The 17063-nt window shown below is 46.0% G+C and carries 13 protein-coding genes; 7 read left to right on the top strand and 6 right to left on the bottom strand.

Features of this window, described 5'->3' with window-relative positions; translation table 11 throughout:
- Nucleotides 1-51: 51 nt before the first annotated feature.
- From VNN20_05435 to VNN20_05425, 3 genes are all read right to left on the bottom strand, one after another.
- A complete protein-coding gene (locus VNN20_05435; GenBank protein HWP91619.1) occupies nucleotides 52-3084 on the bottom strand; it encodes a UvrD-helicase domain-containing protein in 3033 nt (1010 codons plus the stop codon).
- On the bottom strand, nucleotides 3074-6073 hold the full coding sequence (locus VNN20_05430) for a PD-(D/E)XK nuclease family protein (GenBank protein HWP91618.1): 3000 nt from the start codon (nucleotides 6071-6073) through the stop codon (nucleotides 3074-3076). Before VNN20_05430 ends, VNN20_05435 begins: the two co-directional genes overlap by 11 nt.
- A 391-nt stretch (nucleotides 6074-6464) precedes the next feature.
- Nucleotides 6465-6689 (bottom strand): hypothetical protein, encoded by a 225-nt coding sequence (locus VNN20_05425; GenBank protein ID HWP91617.1) that lies wholly within the window; start codon nucleotides 6687-6689, stop codon nucleotides 6465-6467.
- A gap of 231 nt (nucleotides 6690-6920) precedes the next feature.
- Between VNN20_05425 and VNN20_05420 the strand changes: the two genes are divergently transcribed.
- Entirely contained in the window at nucleotides 6921-8051 is a 1131-nt protein-coding gene (locus VNN20_05420; GenBank protein HWP91616.1) for a M20 family metallopeptidase, read from the top strand.
- A 165-nt stretch (nucleotides 8052-8216) separates the two neighbouring features.
- Nucleotides 8217-8615, top strand: a complete 399-nt coding sequence (locus VNN20_05415) for a hypothetical protein (protein ID HWP91615.1) — start codon at nucleotides 8217-8219, stop codon at nucleotides 8613-8615.
- Nucleotides 8616-8665: 50 nt separating this feature from the next.
- On the opposite strand, the gene VNN20_05410 is transcribed toward VNN20_05415, so the two are convergent.
- A complete protein-coding gene (locus VNN20_05410; GenBank protein HWP91614.1) occupies nucleotides 8666-9766 on the bottom strand; it encodes a glycosyltransferase family 2 protein in 1101 nt (366 codons plus the stop codon).
- A 335-nt stretch (nucleotides 9767-10101) separates the two neighbouring features.
- On the opposite strand from VNN20_05410, the gene VNN20_05405 reads away from it, so the two are divergent.
- The 3 genes from VNN20_05405 (at nucleotide 10102) to nth (ending at nucleotide 12844) form a co-directional block, all read left to right on the top strand.
- The gene (locus VNN20_05405) at nucleotides 10102-11115 is read left to right on the top strand and encodes a class I SAM-dependent methyltransferase (GenBank protein HWP91613.1); all 1014 of its coding nucleotides are present in this window, start codon (nucleotides 10102-10104) and stop codon (nucleotides 11113-11115) included.
- Between the two features lie 204 nt (nucleotides 11116-11319).
- Nucleotides 11320-12093 carry a DUF3943 domain-containing protein gene (locus VNN20_05400; protein ID HWP91612.1) on the top strand — a complete coding sequence of 258 codons (774 nt, stop codon included), beginning with the start codon at nucleotides 11320-11322 and terminating at the stop codon, nucleotides 12091-12093.
- A gap of 91 nt (nucleotides 12094-12184) precedes the next feature.
- The gene (gene nth, locus VNN20_05395) at nucleotides 12185-12844 is read left to right on the top strand and encodes an endonuclease III (protein ID HWP91611.1); all 660 of its coding nucleotides are present in this window, start codon (nucleotides 12185-12187) and stop codon (nucleotides 12842-12844) included.
- 13 nt (nucleotides 12845-12857) lie between these two features.
- On the opposite strand, the gene VNN20_05390 is transcribed toward nth, so the two are convergent.
- Nucleotides 12858-14351: an alkaline phosphatase PhoX gene (locus tag VNN20_05390; protein HWP91610.1), complete on the bottom strand. Its 1494-nt coding sequence runs from the start codon at nucleotides 14349-14351 to the stop codon at nucleotides 12858-12860.
- A 322-nt stretch (nucleotides 14352-14673) separates the two neighbouring features.
- Between VNN20_05390 and VNN20_05385 the strand changes: the two genes are divergently transcribed.
- Entirely contained in the window at nucleotides 14674-15588 is a 915-nt protein-coding gene (locus tag VNN20_05385; GenBank protein HWP91609.1) for a hypothetical protein, read from the top strand.
- A 354-nt stretch (nucleotides 15589-15942) separates the two neighbouring features.
- Entirely contained in the window at nucleotides 15943-16479 is a 537-nt protein-coding gene (hpt, locus tag VNN20_05380; protein HWP91608.1) for a hypoxanthine phosphoribosyltransferase, read from the top strand.
- 59 nt (nucleotides 16480-16538) lie between these two features.
- Here hpt and VNN20_05375 read toward each other — a convergent pair whose 3' ends face one another.
- Nucleotides 16539-17045, bottom strand: a complete 507-nt coding sequence (locus tag VNN20_05375) for a CBS domain-containing protein (protein ID HWP91607.1) — start codon at nucleotides 17043-17045, stop codon at nucleotides 16539-16541.
- Nucleotides 17046-17063 lie beyond the last annotated feature (18 nt).

Below are 17063 nucleotides of genomic sequence, written 5' to 3'. Positions count from 1 at the left end.
CTTATCCAGTATTTGACACATTCAACGTATGAACACGCTGACACGCTAACATTAGTCCTGTCGCACCAGCCTGACCTCCGGCAGGAGTACTATAAACTTCTCATCGGGCGGTTTCCCGAAGTGTCTTTCGATGGCGGCAGTATAGCGACCAAGCTGTTCCTTGAATTCATCTATTCCGTTGCGGTCGCTTATGTGCTTATAGTCGAATAAGCTTACTTTTTCTCTTTCCTGTAAAACCAAGTCTATCTTTCCCCTATCCGGACTACCGTTGATTTCCACGTAAAAAGGGACCTCCTTAAACATCACTTCTGCCTTCTTTAATCTATCCATAAGCTCGGAATTCAGAAAATTACTGGCTAACTGGCGCAACTCTTTATTCAATGAATCGTCCCACATAAAAGCCTCGTTCATAACAAACTTAACAGTGGAATTTATGCTTTCATCCTTAAAATCCCAGACCTCAAGGAATCTGTGCATTAATGTCCCGATTGCCAAAGAAGAAGGTTTACCCGTTAACTTTTGGCACCGAGGTTTACCTTTTTTCGTTAGAATCGGCAGGTCAGCAATTTTTTCGAATATTTTCTCTATGTCGCCCACATCAACCGACGTTGATAAGGTTTCGATACTATTTTCTATTGGTTTTGGCTTGGGCTCGCTGGTGCATTTCCAAACCGGTATATCGATATCTCCCAATGAGATCTTGTCATGGGTTTCGCAGTCCTCCGGGAATCCTATTATAGAATCCAAAAAACCGGCAAATGTTTCTTTTTGTAAAGATAATTTATTATCACTTTTTCTTTTTGTTCCTCCCAGAGCAATAATCAACAATTCCTTCGCCCGAGTTTTTGCTACGTAAAGTATCCGCTTTTCCTCTTCTAGCCTGTCCATACTATCCTGCCCGGCCAGTCCTTCCCAGAGGCTTGACTCAGTACCTTCATATCTTACCAGAAACCCGGATTCTCTTCTGGCCATGATGTTTTCCTTGCCCTTGGGAGAGCCGTGGTTTAAATCTGCCAGGAATACCACCTTAAATTCCAACCCCTTTGCTTTGTGCACCGTGAGAATCTTGACCGAATCCTCACCCTCGATTTCGGATAAAGCCAGAGGCTCGGAGTCCCCTTCCGAGCCTGATTCCAGATAATCCAGAATATCCGTGATATTCAAGCCCAAAGCTTCCATACGCCCAACAATTTGAATTAATTTGTTTAAATTAACGTATTTGGCCTTTCCGTCAGGGAGAGCCAGGAGGGAGGAAGAATAGCCGGTCTTTTCTATTACCCACTCTACCAATTCAAGAGGAGTAAGCAACAACGACTCCTTCCTAAGTTTGCTCACAAAAGTCCTAAAATCTGAGATTCTATTAACTGCTTCTTTCCGTGAATAGAATGAAAGGAGTTCATCATCCGAAGCGCCCAAAAACGGTGACCGAAGCACGCACGCTTCTGCTATTTTATCTTTCGGATAAATCAGATATCTGAGAAATAAGGCAAAATCTCTTATTTCCTGTCGTGAGAAGAACCCGCCTCCGCTAGCAGAATAATAGGGAATGCCTGCCTCACGAAGGGCGTTTTCATATATGTGCATATAACCTCTTGATCGCATGAGTATGGCTATATCTTTAAGCTGATATCCCCTACTCAGAAGCTCGTGTATTCTATTCGAGATTCTCCGAGATTCCTCCCGTCTCCACTCATCCGCACCAGCGCCCGCTGTTAATATGAATTCCACGCTCCTAAGCCCGGGCAAAGCCTTTTTGGCTGATTTCATCTGCACATAGCTTTGGCCAAATAGCCTCCCGAAGAATAGGTTGAAGTAATCAACGAGCTCCTTCCCGGACCTATGATTTTTGACGAGCCTCCTTAATCTTTTTTCTCTGTCCTTAATGCCTAGAAAAACACCGGGGTCGCCGCCCCTGAATCCGAAAATTGACTGGTTTGGATCCCCGACTATGAATAGATTTGCTCCGCCGCCTTCACAGAGGAGATTTATTATCTCGAATTGCAGGCTGTCCGTATCCTGGAACTCATCTACCAAGATGAATTTAAATTTGTTCCGGTAGCGGTCTCGGAGAGCACGGTTATTCTTCAACAGATCCCTGGCCTTAATAAGCAGGTCTTCATAATCGAGGGAGAAAGATTCCATTTTTCTATCTTGGAGATATTTATAAGCTTTTTCAGCGAGGCTCAAATAAATCCAGGTTAATCTTGTATCATAGTAGTTTAAGATATTATTTACCGGATTGAGAATCTGATTGGCAATATCTTTATCCTCTTTTGAGGCTCGGTTTAGCTGGTGAATAATATCATTTAATTCTTTTTTTACCCCTTGCACGAGTTTAGCCTTTAGAGATTTCTTTTTGGTAATAGAGAGTTGACCGGAAAGATTCTTTATTCTATCAATTCTAGTTTGCACACTATTATTGGATGAATCCTTTAATTTACCTTCGATAGTGGTCAGTAGATCTCTTATTAATGCATTCTCATCTTGTACGTAGGATTCACCCCCGGAGAACGTTTTCCATGGCTGTTCAAGGTGCAAGGTCCTGGAAAGCGATATTATCCGAATTATCTTTTCCCTTAGTTTATTGCGGTCAAAGCCCTCTTCCGAAAGTACTTCTCCGAGAACATCTCTCTCCCCCTCGTTATCAGACTCCCAGAGCTTAAGCAGGAATTCATCTATCACCTCTTTAACGAATAACTCCTCCTCAACGCCCTCTATAAGCGAAAAATCAGGTTTTAACCCGCATTCTAATGGGTTCTCTTGGAGAATTCTGTGAGCAAAACCATGGATTGTGCTTATCGGGGCGTTCGTTAATTTCTTGATTGCCTCCCCGCGTAAAAAATTCACTTCGCCGCCTTTAGATATACACTCATCGATATCTTTAATTATTCTCTCTCTCATCTCAGCCGCGGCATTCTCGGTGAAGGTTATTGCCACTATTCCATCAACGTCCGCCCTCCCCTCCCTGAGTACCTGGAGATACCTGGCCACAAGCGCCCGGGTTTTACCCGACCCCGCTGCTGCCTCCACAACGTGCTCCGTATCTAGTTCTAATGCTACCTCTTGCTCTTGGTTAAGACTCATGGATTCTTACGGTTCCTCCCTGAACCCGGCACAAGTCCCTAAATTCACACCACTTGCATGAACCGTGGTCGTCCTTCCTGAGTTCAATCTCTACCTTCTCAAACCCCGGTTCCTTTTTCTCGATCACCGGTGCGAAAAATCCCTCTTTCATGAGATTTGAATACATCTCCACCTGAATCTTTGAGGACTCCAGAAGGTCAGAAATGTCAACCTTGCCATGGGCATATTTTCCCCTCACCTCGTCCGGTTTTTCCACAAAGCGATAATAACCTCCAAAAGGTTTAAGACCCTTGGTTTCAAGGCCTACAAGGTAAAGTGGTAGCTGTAGGCTCTTGTAGGTGAAAAAATCCTTTCCGGATGAAGACCGAAGCTTGTAATCTATAACCAATGCCCCCATAGCACCAACATCGACCCTGTCCACTACCCCACTGATTTTTAAATCCCCGATATTGAATTCGAGTCGCTCTTCAAAATGTGCCGGGAAGAATCCCCTATCATTCCATTCCCTTATCCTCCTTGCTTCTGCCAGGATAAATTGGGGAAGAGTTTCTTCGAAGACCCTTATCCTGACCAGTTCCCCTATACCGGATGAAAGTCCTTTGAATACGTCATCAAAACCGGATGCCTTGAGAACTTCATTCAATTTATACAGCAATTCCTCATCAGTCATGTCCCTCAAATCAACCCGTCCTCCCTTTTCTTGGGCAATCAACTCAAAGTACGTTTTGAGGAGTTTGTGATAAAAAGTTCCAAGATCCAGCACCGAAACCTCATCTTCAACCTCATCTAACTGCTTGAGTCCCAGGATTTCCCAAGCAAAGTATTTAAAAGGGCAATCCCCGTATTTTTCAAGGCTAGTCGGTGAAAATTCCGCAAATGATGGGAGAAGGTCCTTTCTGCTAACAATTCCCTCGAACTGGCAATAAGTTCCAGATGGAGTTAATCTCAACCTTTCTGCCTCTATTCCGCTCACGACCCAACTGTAGGGATTCCATTTTTGTCTCAGCAGCTCTGGTATAGCCCCTTTCTTATATACCCCGTGGTAAAAGACATACCTGGCAAGATCATCCCTGGTATATATATTTTCCGTCTCCAATAAACCTTCCCAGGTAGAAATCCTTTTTACTTCCAACTTTTCTTTCTTTGTTAAATCTGATACTAAATACGAAGGAAGCTTGGTTCGCTCTTTCTGGTCAAGGTAAGAATAGGTGATGTAGAGTTTTCTCTGGGCAGAGTTACAAATGAGCTTAAACAGTAACTCCTCGGCCTGGTAATGGTAATTTTCAACGCTAAGAGAATTTTTACCCAGGAATGAGGCGATTATTTCTCTTTCATTGTTCTTAAGAATAGGGTCTTTCGCCGGTGGATAAGGAAAACTTTTTTCACACATATCCAGAATAAAAACTATCGGAAATGATGCACCGATGGCTTCGAGTGCTCCTATTAGCTGTGTTTTCCCTCCATTTGATTCAGAGACTGAGGAGAACCCCTCTTCAGACATCAAATCCTCGAGGAGAAATACAAAATCCTCGACCCCTTCCAGACTTTTCTTAAACCTGATTCTTGAAAGAAATAAAAGCTCCCTTAGAAAGCCGCTAAACTTTTCCCAGGCAGGACCATAAGAATTAGATATTATGGACAAATCTTCTACAGCCTTGTATATCAGAAGGCCGTCAAGAACATCGCTTAAATCTTCTATAAGCTCTTCCAGCACGTTGGATTTAAAGCTCTTATCTACCTTATCTATGATTCCTCCAACCCTCCTGGCAAATTCTTTGTTTGTTAAACCCTCGAGTATCTCTCTCCACTCCCTTATTCCACCAAGAACTCTTCTTTTTCTTGATTCGAGATCGAGACCAGATATAAGCTCATCGTAGTTGTCGACTCCTCTAAAATACTCCGATAATAAAGGACTCCTCAAGAAATGGATAAAGAGCCCCCTCTCCAAATCAGAAAATTTAATCCGGAGTAAATCCAGGACAAACTGTCCCACAGTACTCGTCCTCAAGTTGTTAGCTCCGGGCATAGAGTATGGAATCCCAAGCTTCTCAAAGGCCCTAATCACATAATTTTGTTTTCCAGAATAGGACCTAGCCATAACCCCGATTTCATCGGGTTTGACCTCACCAACGAGAGTCAACTTTTTTATCTCTCTAGCAGCAAACTCCGCTTCCTCCATGAATGACCGGAAGGAAAGTATTTCAATCTCCTTTTTCTTTACCGGGGATGGTGATAATTGCTCTATTTTGATGTCTTTAAAATATTCTTTTAACCTGCTTATAAATTCTATTTTTAGCCTTGTCGATTCGAAGAATGATGGGATATAAATAAGAAGCTTGTAGCCCGAATCGTCGATGCTCTTAAGAACATCCAGTTGTGAATACGTAAAATCAAAAAATCCAAAAACCACAAAGGTCCGAGCTTCCGGAAAGATGGTTTTTAGTTCACCGTTTCTGATATTGTCCGAGAGTAGTTTTAGTCTGTCTATATCATCTACCAGGCCCTCCTCCCGCAGTTTTCGTTGATAAAGCTCAAATATAAGAGCTATATCATTCAGTTTTTCATTCAGATTGTTTTCTTTTACCTTCTTGGCTAATTCAACAAGGTCTTTAGGGTAGACCTTGGCGTGCTTCAGCTCGGCTATGAGACGGAGAAAGGATTGGGAGAACCCTTTGATTGAAATTATCTGCCTGAAATACGTGAGATTGTCTTTTAGTTCGTTCACCACCTCTTCGATTAAAAAAAGTCTTCCCATCCTAGAAATCTCGATGAACCTGTCTTTGGATCTTAGGTTGGATATAGCGGCAAGCTTTCCGAAGGTGAGAAGCCTTTCCCCCCATAGCCCCTGACTCAAGAAAAGTTTTTCCATTTGAGATATGGCCGCAATCTCCGGAAGCAAAAAATAGGTCGAAGGGTCGTTCCGGTCTATTTGCGCCTTTTCCAGTACGCTTTGAATGCCGCTACCTGTGGGGATCTCGAAAATCTTCATTATGGACAATTTTAAACAATACACGATCAACCGGACAATTTCTGTCCAGTATAGCTACATGATTACACAAAAACCGGAGGGAAAAAGACATGCCCAAAAACCGGGCAACCGGACAAGCTAAGCTCCGGTAGCCCGGCCTTTCTCCAAGGGTTTCAAAAAGTCGGAGGTCTTAAGAATCCGGAGATTTTCATAGTTCTTAAGCCCGAACAAATCCCGGTCGCCGCTGAATTATGTTTCCACTTCCGGTAGTCCTTTACCTTGTGCCTAACCATAACGTAGGTCCTATATCCCTCCCACGTAAAAAATTTTCGTTCACATTATGGCCCAAGGACAGACCTATATCCCCTTAACCCAAATAACCGGAAAAGGAACCTCTGCGGTTTTACCCATCTTAAATGGCTTCAAGCGCTTTTTTACCCGATTCGGTCAGGACGTATTCCAGAACCCCTTGACCCCTTGCCCTTTCTTCGACGAACCCTTCTGATACCAGGTCCACCAGCTCATCGGTCAGCGAGCCCGCATCGCTATCTTCCTTCTCGATCTCATCATAGATGGATTGGAGGGTAGCCGGCTCCATCCTAGAAATTGCTCTCAGTATATCGTACTTACTCATCATCTTCCGCATACCCCCTTTATACCGAAACTCCAATTATTTTATTCTAAGCAGGCTGCCTGCTCAAGCGCACAAAAGCATGACAATCAGCCACATTAATTAAAAGAACGGATTCAAATCCCTTGGCTGGCCCTGGGCCGGTAAACCCGATTCCGCTGTGTAGACGCAGGGAATGTACTGGCAACGGAGAGGAAATCAAGTGTATACTAGGATACTCACCATCGGGGGTAACCCGTGAAAAAAGGCTTAGACGTTCTTTCCCTGACTCGCAAGCTATTATCCTTCAATACTATTAACCCTCCCGGTCGGGAACATGATTGTGCGAAATACCTCGGGAATCTCCTCGAAGACGGCGGGTTTAAAGCCGGTTACTACGAATTCGCAGAAGGGCGTACTAGTCTTATCGCCCGGATAGAGGGAAATGGCCATAAGGCTCCGATATGTTTTACCGGCCATATAGACACCGTGCCCCTTGGTGCCGCCAATTGGAAGAAAGACCCCTTTAGCGGTGAAGTCGACGGAAACAAAATCTACGGAAGGGGTTCATCCGACATGAAGGGCGCAGTGGCGGCGATGGCCGTCGCCGTTCTAACCCTGGCCAAATTACCCAACGGCAAAGCCGGAATAACCTTAGTCATTACTGCCGGGGAGGAGACCGGTTGTCAAGGCGCGCATCATTTGGCCGGGCTTGGTAATGTGCTGGGTAAGGCCGGTGCGATTGTAGTCGGCGAGCCCACCTCGAATTATCCGTTACTGGGGCATAAGGGGGCACTATGGTTGGAGGGTTGTACAAGCGGTGTTACCGCGCATGGCTCGATGCCGGAGAAGGGAGTCAACGCCATTTACAAAGCGGCTCGCGCAGTTGCTAAACTGGAGAAATACAATTTCAATGTCTCGCCCCACCCATTCCTGGGTTTACCAACTCTTAATGTTGGTACAATTTCAGGCGGCATGAATATAAATTCCGTCCCGGATAGGGCCGTTATCGGTATCGATATCCGTACTATACCCGGACAGGACAATAATAAACTTTATGAGGAGTTGCAGTCCTACCTGGGAGAAGAGGTTGAATTAAGGCGAATAGTCGATGTCGGCTGTATTTGCACCGACCCGGAGAATGATTGGATAAAAGAGGTTTTCGAAATCATGGAAAAATTTCTCGAAGATAGCCCCACGGTACGCGGAGCCACTTACTTCACCGATGCGTCGGTACTCACCCCTTCCTTTGATAATTGCCCAACCGTAATTTTAGGGCCGGGGGAACTGACCATGGCTCACCGGACAGACGAATTCTGTTACATCTCCAAGATTGAAGCCGCCGTCGAAGCATACACAGAAATTGCCCAAAAATGGTGCAATCTTTGACCGGGACATGACCACCTAGAGTGATCTCCTATTTACCCCACCTTACGATAATATGAACACCGAAATCGACCAAGGGTGCGGAGAAAAAAATTTGTAACAGCAGAATTCAATTTTGTGATATAATCAAAACTCAAAAAGCTTACGCATTTGAAGGAGGAAGGAAAAATGGCAAAGGCAAAGAAGGTAAAGCAACTGAGCTTCACCATGGCAAACCGGGCTGGGTTACTTTCCGAGGTTTCCTCTGCCCTTTCCGGTGCAAAGATAAATATCAACACCGTATGTGCGTACGAAATGGGGGACAGCGCCCATTTTATGTTAACCACGGATGGTAATGCCCGGGCCAGGAAAGCACTAGCCAAACTAGGGATTGAAAGCAAGGAAGAGGATGTGGTTGCCGTAGAAATGCCAAACAAGATAGGAGAACTGGAGAAGGTTGCAAAAAAGATTGCCGACGCAGGCATAAATATCGTTTATGTTTATGGAACGACCGGAACCGGCAAATCCTCGGCCTGCCTACTTCAAACATCGGACAATGCAAAAGCAATTAGGGTGATTAACAAGTAAGGACCTAAAAGCAGCCTTAGCTCACTTGCCCCTGGGCATTTGCTGATTGCCTAAAGTCTATATACCCTCTCCTTCCAGGTAACTCCCATACCACTTACAACCTTATAGACGGAGGAAAGTATAATAGCTATGTAAATCAGCACCCCTAAGAAAACGGTAAAGGAGTAGTAACCGGGGATAGCAAATAGCCTAACAGACTGCTGCCAGAAACTGTATATGACCAAAACTAGGAGAAAGGCGCTTTCGGCTAGAATCAGGAGTAAAGGAAGCGTTGGCGCTCCTAGAAATAACACTTTGACAAAAGACCAGGCAAAAAGGATTGGGGGAACAATCCCCAAGGCCAGGAGTATACCTACGGGAAATATAATCCGCCTCCATTTCCTTCCAAGCCCGAAGAAAAGGTTTTTTGTCCATCCTTCCCATATCTCACCAAAATTTGTGTACATCCTGGTCTTGATAAGAGTTTTTCCTCTCACAAAATGGAGCCGGTAGCCACGGTCTTTTACCAGACCGGCTAAGGCTACGTCCTCCACAATTCTGTCCTTTATGGCTGAGTGTCCGCCGACGGCTCTGTAGATGGATCGCCTTATCAGTATAAACTGACCGTTTGCCGCCGCCATTTTGCTTTTCGGGTCATTAATTCTCCTATAGGGAAAGGCATAGTAGATGAAAGAAAGAACAACCGGCTGGATTACCCGCTCCCAGAAGGTTTCTAGAACCTGAAAGGGGGAAATAGATAGCATATCTATTTCGTTCTCATCTACATATTTCACGACCGAGGTTAGCATGTAAGGATGAGAGGCGGTATCCGCATCGACAAAGAGAAGCCAATCCCCTTTTGCCCGTTCTACTCCCCGCCATAGAGCGTAGCTTTTCCCGACCCAGCCCTCAGGGAGAGGTTTGCTCTCTATAACCTCTAGGTTATTGTGTCCGGAGGCGAACTCCTTGAGTATGTTAAGAGTGTTATCTTTTGACGAATCATCTACGGCTATGACCTCGAAATTTGGATAATTTTGAAAAAGCAAACTCCCCATACAGCGTCTTACGTTCTTTTCTTCGTCACGCATAGGAACGATAATAGAGACCAGGGGAGGCCTTCCCCCCATATTTTCTACGACCGGCGGTTCGTAGCAGTCGTAACGGGTAATCATCCTTCGAAAGTTCAATAAAAATACGGTTAGAAGGATTGTAAATATGCTAATTATGCCCAGCACCAGCATAGTCTTTTCAAGGGTACTATAATACTCGGATATATTCTAACTCGTAATAATCTGAATTTGACCAAAGAGACACAGCCTTAGCAAATCGCACTAGACAGAGCAATTCCATTTGCCGATGTAACCGGGTTAAGCTTTTTCTACCGGGCTAGCCAGATTAATATCATGCTCTGTCACGCCACCCTCACTACCAGTCGAAGGCGTAAGGGTTACTTTCGATACGGTTTTACGATAAAATCTTAAATATAAAAGAGCGTAAAGGGGCTACGATGAGAGGAGAGGATATAGCACCGATAAACATCCAAAAGGTTATATGGAACAGTACCTTAATTCATATTCTCAGCTCTGCTTTAGAGCTTGGCATCTTTGACGCGATTAATAAGGGTGCACATGATTCAAAAGAAATAGCCGAGGGAATAAAAGCCTCCCAGAAGGGCACAAGGGTTCTTCTCGATGCGCTAGTGGTAATGGATTTTATAGGGAAAAAAGGCGGTAAATACTACCTCACACCGGAATCAGAATTTTTTTTGGTAAGCGGCAAACCTACCTGTCTTTCAGACTTTGTTACGCTACACAACGAAGGCATTTATAGTCATTGGCCCTATCTTAGTGAAGCGGTCAAATCGGGAATGGCTAAAAGAAATAACCAACCCGAAGAAAAAAGGGAGTTTTATTCACGGCTGGCCAGAGCACTTTTCACCCTAAATTACCCCCTCGGTCGACGGCTGGTTGAAATTATGGGGACGGATCGGGTGGCTCGATATATACGGATATTGGACGTTGCAGCGGGTTCGGCTCCCTGGAGCATAGCCATGGCTCAGGCAAATCACCGCTCTCTGGTGACGGCCGTGGATTTTCCAGAGGTGCTCGAAGTGGCAAAGGAATATGTAAAGCAACACGGGCTTGAGGGACAATTTAAATACATACCAGGCGACGTGAATGAACTAAGTTTTGGTGAAGGGAGTTATGATCTGGCCATTCTCGGGCACATCTGCCACTCCCAAGGCGAAGAATTCACGCAAAAGCTTCTTTCAAAAATTTATTCTAGTCTCGGGATGGGAGGAGAAATAATCATCATTGACACGATTCCAGATGAAGAAAGAAGCGGCCCTTTTTTCCCGGTGCTCTTTGCAGTATTGATGTTTCTTAACACCCCGCATGGGGATACATTTACCTTTAGCCAGTTTAAGGAGTACCTTCTTAGCGCCGGATTCGCTAATATAAGAAGACTCGATTTATCCCGGGAAACAAGTGCGGTAATGGCAACTAAGGGGTCTTCTTAAAGGCGCTCTTCGGTATAGCTTTTAATATACTGTGCATTAATCGTAAGCAAGGAGAACTTTATTCCAGATTCAAGACTCTACCCCTTTAATCATTCAATCGCTAGCCGATAACTCCCCTCTTCCCTAATTTTTATTAAAGAAGTAGAATAGAGTAGTTTTACAAAACCGTATGACTGTGTGAATTCCTCAGGGAAAGAGGCAAGGATGACTCGACGTACCACAATTATCACACTAGCCTTTTTTACCATCCTGAGCGCCCTCGAGGAGGCAAAGGCCAATGACTGGGCCATCCGGGACATCTACGGCGATACGCCTCCCATTTTTATACCGGATACGGATTCCATAGACCTGACATTGAAGAAGGAGTCACGCTCGCTGGGTCGTAAGAACAAGGAAAAATCTATAGGGTCAAATCTGGGTGAATTTACCAGAGATTCGTTCATTGGCTACGGAATCGTCTGGGCGGGGAGGACATACATCGCTCCAAAGAATGCCCAGGTTGTTATAACCGACTTCCTACCTAAATATTTAAGAAACCTGACCGGCTGGCAGGACTTCAACGGCGCCCGGTCGAGAAAATCTCTCTTGAGCCCTCCCCTTCTCGATGGTGACAGTTTCGAGACCAATTTCATAAAGCATCCCGTTGCCGGAATGTCCTTTTATTTCTACTACCGGGCGCTTGGATACGACAGGACCTCTTCGGCCCTAGGTTGTTTCCTACAGAGCACACTCTTTGAATACACCATAGAGGGATGGCAGCAGTCGCCCTCGCTTAACGACCTGATACTCACCCCCGCTCTGGGGATCCCGGTGGCTATTCTTCTCGAAGAGATTTCCGACTGGCTGGCGGAGAGGGACAATCAGGTCTTAAGGGCGCTGAGCTATGTAGTAAACCCGACAAGAATACTGGCGCCGGAGGGCGAGGTGACCTGGCAGAACTTCCGGGGCGTAGCGTTCAGGTTCAATTTGCATGATTGAAAACAGGTAAAGACAGGACGGAAACCAAAGGGGATTAAACAGTTCTCACCGAGGACAAACCTTAGAACTGCTATAATTCAAAGGATTTCATATGGCAAAGGTTAAAGACATACATACCCCCAAAGACATTGAGGCACGTAAAAGGAAGGCTGCCAGGGTTGTCAAAGAGCTAAAAAAACTCCTCCCCCACGCCAAGATCGCCCTCAATTATTCTAACAACTGGGAGCTTCTGGTGGCGGTGATGCTTTCCGCCCAGTGCACCGATAAGAAAGTCAACGAGGTAACCCGGGAGCTATTCAAAAAATACCGCACACTGGACGATTACGTGAACGCAGACCCCGGTGAATTCGAGAAGGATATTAAACCCACCGGTTTTTACCGGCAGAAAACCAAAAACGTTCTTGCCTGCGCCCGGATAATCAAAGAAAAATTCGGAGGGCAGGTACCTGGCACCATGGAGGAACTACTAACGCTTCCCGGTGTGGCCCGTAAGACCGCAAACATAGTCCTGGGAAACGCCTACGGCGTTGTCGAGGGAATTGCCGTGGATACCCATGTTAAGCGCCTTTCCAGGTTGCTTGGCCTTACCGGTGAGACCGACCCGGATAAAATCGAGAGAGACCTGATGAATATCCTTCCCAAAGAAGAGTGGTTTGATTTCACCTACAGGCTTATCGACTACGGCCGAAAATACTGTCCGGCAAGGCCTCACAACCACGCCGCCTGCCCACTTAGTAAAATAGATGATTAAAATAATCCGGCTATCATAGCGGGCCGCGGCCCCACGGTCCGGTAATAGCACAGGTCATCCCACTCCCCGGAGTGCCGTCGCCAAAGATATTCACGAATAGAACCTTGCCGTCTGGGCTGAAGCATGCACCGGCAAACTCGGAGTCATTGAGACGGTTGACTGCAAACTCAAAGGGTACTCCCTCCGGGGTGAGGCCTACGAGCCTGTTCACGTCGGTAATACCAGGAGCCAGTGGATGCGTATCCCCGTCGTTTGACCCGGCGTCGTCCTCGCACATGATCAGTCCTCCTCTCGGAGTGACACAAAGGTTATCCGGGGAGTCCAAAACACTCTGAGCAGTCGACTCAAAAACCAGCATCAACTCTCCGCCCCCTGGAGTAGGCCTATACTGCCAAATCTGTCCGTAACCCTCTTCAAAACCGTCCGAGTTTACATCTCCGTTTTTGGCATCCCCGCCGCTCGTGGCCGCAAAGAATACAGAATCCCCCTCCCCCCTGAAAATCCCCTCAAGCCGGTTAAACTTAGCACCGCCCTGGCCAAAACCCTGGTCAAACACGCTCGCTTCGCCGTTTTCCAGGTCAGGGTTAGGATCAGGTATGGTCACCCATTCGACGGGAAGAACTTGACCCTCGGTTTGTCCCTCGCGGGTGTCATACTGTGGAAGATTCTTTACCATCAATATCTGAAGGACTCCACCGGCAAGGAGGTCGAAGGGATCATTGGGCAGGTAGCGATAGAACCCGCTGCCGATCCCAGAACCTGCATCCTCGGTGAGGTAAACAATACCCGTTGAAGGATCAGCTACGCAGGCTTCGTGAGAAAAGCGGCCCATTGGAATAATAGGCACGGCTAGGACGGTCTCCTCCGCTGAGGCTGGAACAAGAAAGCAATATCCATGCTTTTTCATCCACCCGTTATTAGGTCCCTGTGTCGTCTCCTCGCAGGTGATCCAGCCGATGTCGCCAAAGGAATAACCGCCGGCGCAGTTCACAATTGTGCCGTTAAGGCTTACAAAATCCCTTACCACCCGGCGCCGGCGAGGGTCGTAATCGATGGTAACCGTACCACCTACCCCCAGAGGATCGTACCTAGTATCACCCGGGCCTCCTACTGCGCCGTTGGGGTCATTAGGAGCATTCCTTACCTCGTGGTTCCGGATTAGGCGCACCGTGCCGTGCGGGCCGGGGAAAGCGGCCATGCCGTCATGATTTCGTGGAGTAAGGTTTCCGTCAGACATAATCTCACCGATTTTGCCGAATGTTACATAATGAAATCCATGCGGAAGGGCCAGGATTTCATCTCCGTCCTGGTCACGTACCGGCGTGAGAGGTCCATAGCCTATGGCCTGGGGGCTATTTCCACGACCACCCTTACCTTGTTTTTTAGCCCATGTAGAGTGAGCCGTTATCATCTGTAGTGTTGAAGCGCCCAGTACAACGCCTCCGGCGACGACTGCAGAGTTCCTGAGGAAACTCCGTCTACTTAACTGCTTATCATTTGTTTTCATCTCATTCCTCCTTAATTTTTTTTCTACCTCCGGCTCATATGCATCGAATAAAAAGAGCAATGAACCAAGGCTAGAAAAAGATTTCCTATCTACATAAAGGCCTTATGAAAGGAAAATTAAATTGAGGTTAATCTGATGCCGAAGAACTCCGTGGTGAACTAAATAAAGAGAAACAAAGTCTTAAATATTGGAGAGAAAGAAAAATGAAATACCTTTCTGCTTTCACTCCCGTTGAATTCTTATTTTTCTCTAAACACCTTAAACAGGGTATTTTCCACAACTACTCATAACTGGCCGCTTTAGTTATAATATCTAACCTTATATGGCAGTTATCACTATTTCTTCCGAAAAAGAGGAAGGCCCGGCTCACGAGACAGCCTCAATTACCTCCCAAAGACTCGGCTTCCTTTTAGTAGACAGCACACTCATCGGCAGTAAGTTAAACAACCGGCAGGGCATAGACGGAGAGGGATTAATCAAGCGCGTACTTCGAGGGGAGGTTCCGCCAAAGCTGGTTAAAAGGCTGATGGTAGAAGAGGCCTTGGATAGTAATGTCATAATCCTTAACCTGGGAGGGGAAATACTCTTTCACGGTTTTCCCGGCACCCTTCACGTGAAGATTCACCTGCCTTCTGACAAGAAGAAACCCCACGGGTCAGCAAGGGAAAGAGAAAGAAACCAGAGGCGGTTTATTCATGAGCTTTATGGAAAGGAGAGACCGGGGAGCAATTATTATGACCTCCAGGTAAAGTTAGAGCATATGGATACGGACTTTGCCGTGAATTTAATCCTGAAGGCAGTGGAAATAAAGGGAATTACGGATAAGGCCGGTATAACCTGGAAGGCGCTTAAAAAGCTCAAAACAAACCTGGAGAGACTCGATTCAGCCGCCGGGGTGAATGACGAGTTCGAGCACCCGGGAGTGCCTACATTCGCCCATCCCAGCGAAAGGGATTTTGCCAGGGTTTTAGATTTTTACCGCATTAAATGGCAGTACGAACCGAGGAGCTTTCCTATCGAATGGGATGAAGAAGGAAATGTAAAGGAAGAATTCACGCCGGACTTTTACCTCCCCGATTTAGACCTCTATATCGAGCTAACCACGCTCAGGCAGAAGCTCGTAACAAAGAAAAACCGTAAAATCAGGAGGGTAAAAGAGCTTTACCCAAACATCGACATAAAGATATTCTATGGAAAGGATTACAAGAGATTACTGCAGAGGTTTGGCATAAAATAAAAGGCGACCCCAAGTGACTTCGTCCTCTTCGAAAACCTGGCCTCGACTCAGCTTCAGCCTTGTCTTTCCCTACTCGAGGGTTTTTATGACCTTTCGGTCTTCTTTCGGTACTTACTGGCCTCCGGTTTTCTATTCGTCCTCGGCCTCTTGGGATCGCTTATTATTATATTTACCAAATTCTCTTATCAATGTCAACAGAAAATTTTAGAAAACCTTTTGTTAAGGAGAAAATCGTTTATTTTTAATGCATTATAGCCATGCATTGTTTTTTCGAGTTTAAGCTTTCATTAAATCCGTGGTCTAATCTTATCCGACAACTACGAGTTAATTACTAAAACTGGGAGGGAATAAATTTTGGAAAATGACCTGGCTAAAATTCTGATTACAGAGGAAAGCATCAAAAAGCGGATTAAGGAATTAGGGAAGAGGATATCCGGTGATTATCGGGGAAAGTGTCCGGTGCTGGTTACCGTTCTTCGAGGGGGGTTTGTTTTTTTAGCCGATTTGATGAGGGAAATTTCCATTCCGGTCACCCTCGATTTTCTCTCCATCTCCAGCTACTCCGGGCAAACCCACACCGGCGTGGTGAGGATATTAAAAGACCTGGATAGGAGCATAGAGAACGAGCATGTAATCCTGGTCGAGGATATTATCGATACGGGCTTAACACTCAACTACATCCTTAGAACGCTCAAGGAGAGAGGACCGGCGGACATCCGTGTGTGTGCGCTTCTCGACAAAAAGACACGCCGGATCGCGAACATACCAATTGATTACCGGGGGTTTGAAATACCGGACGAGTTCGTGGTCGGTTATGGGATGGACTACGAGCAGAAATACCGGAATCTCCCCTATATCGCCGTGCTCAAGGAAGAGATTTTAGGGAGATAAGGAAAATGATTCCCGGTTTATTCCTTTTCCTCAGAAAAGGTTGCAGCGCTGGCTGTTCCTTATCTTTTATTTTTATAGGAACTGACCAGGGAAGAAAGAATATCGTGCACGGTCAATATGCCTACCAGCTTTCCCGAGTCTGAAAGTACGGGGAGGGCGTTGAATTTCTTCTGTTTAAATATCCTGACTGCATCAATTAAAGGGGCGTTTTCGTTAATGGTGATGACATCAGATGTTTTTATGTCTTTTATCTTGTATAAGTCGTTAATGCTGTAATATTCTTCCCAGTATTCGACCTCGCCCACGGGCTTGTCCCTAAACTGCGGCCTGCGAAAATCCCTGTCACTGACGATACCCACCAGTTTTCCCCGGTCCATCACCAGAAGTTGTTTAAAACCCTTTGTTTGTAGGATCCAGAAGCCCGTTTTAGCCCCCGTCTCGGAGGACACAACCGATGGGTTACGGGTCATATACGCCTTTACCGGCCCGGTCGGGTCGTAGGGCTTTATAACTTTCCTTTCGGGCCTAGCCGATTTTTTCTGCGCTGGTTTTCTAGTCCTTTTCATCCGTACATCCTTTCATTC

Source organism: Thermodesulfobacteriota bacterium, assembly GCA_035559815.1.
Lineage (GTDB): Bacteria > Desulfobacterota_D > UBA1144 > Nemesobacterales > CSP1-2 > DATMAT01.
This window is presented reverse-complemented; position numbering and strand designations above follow the sequence as displayed.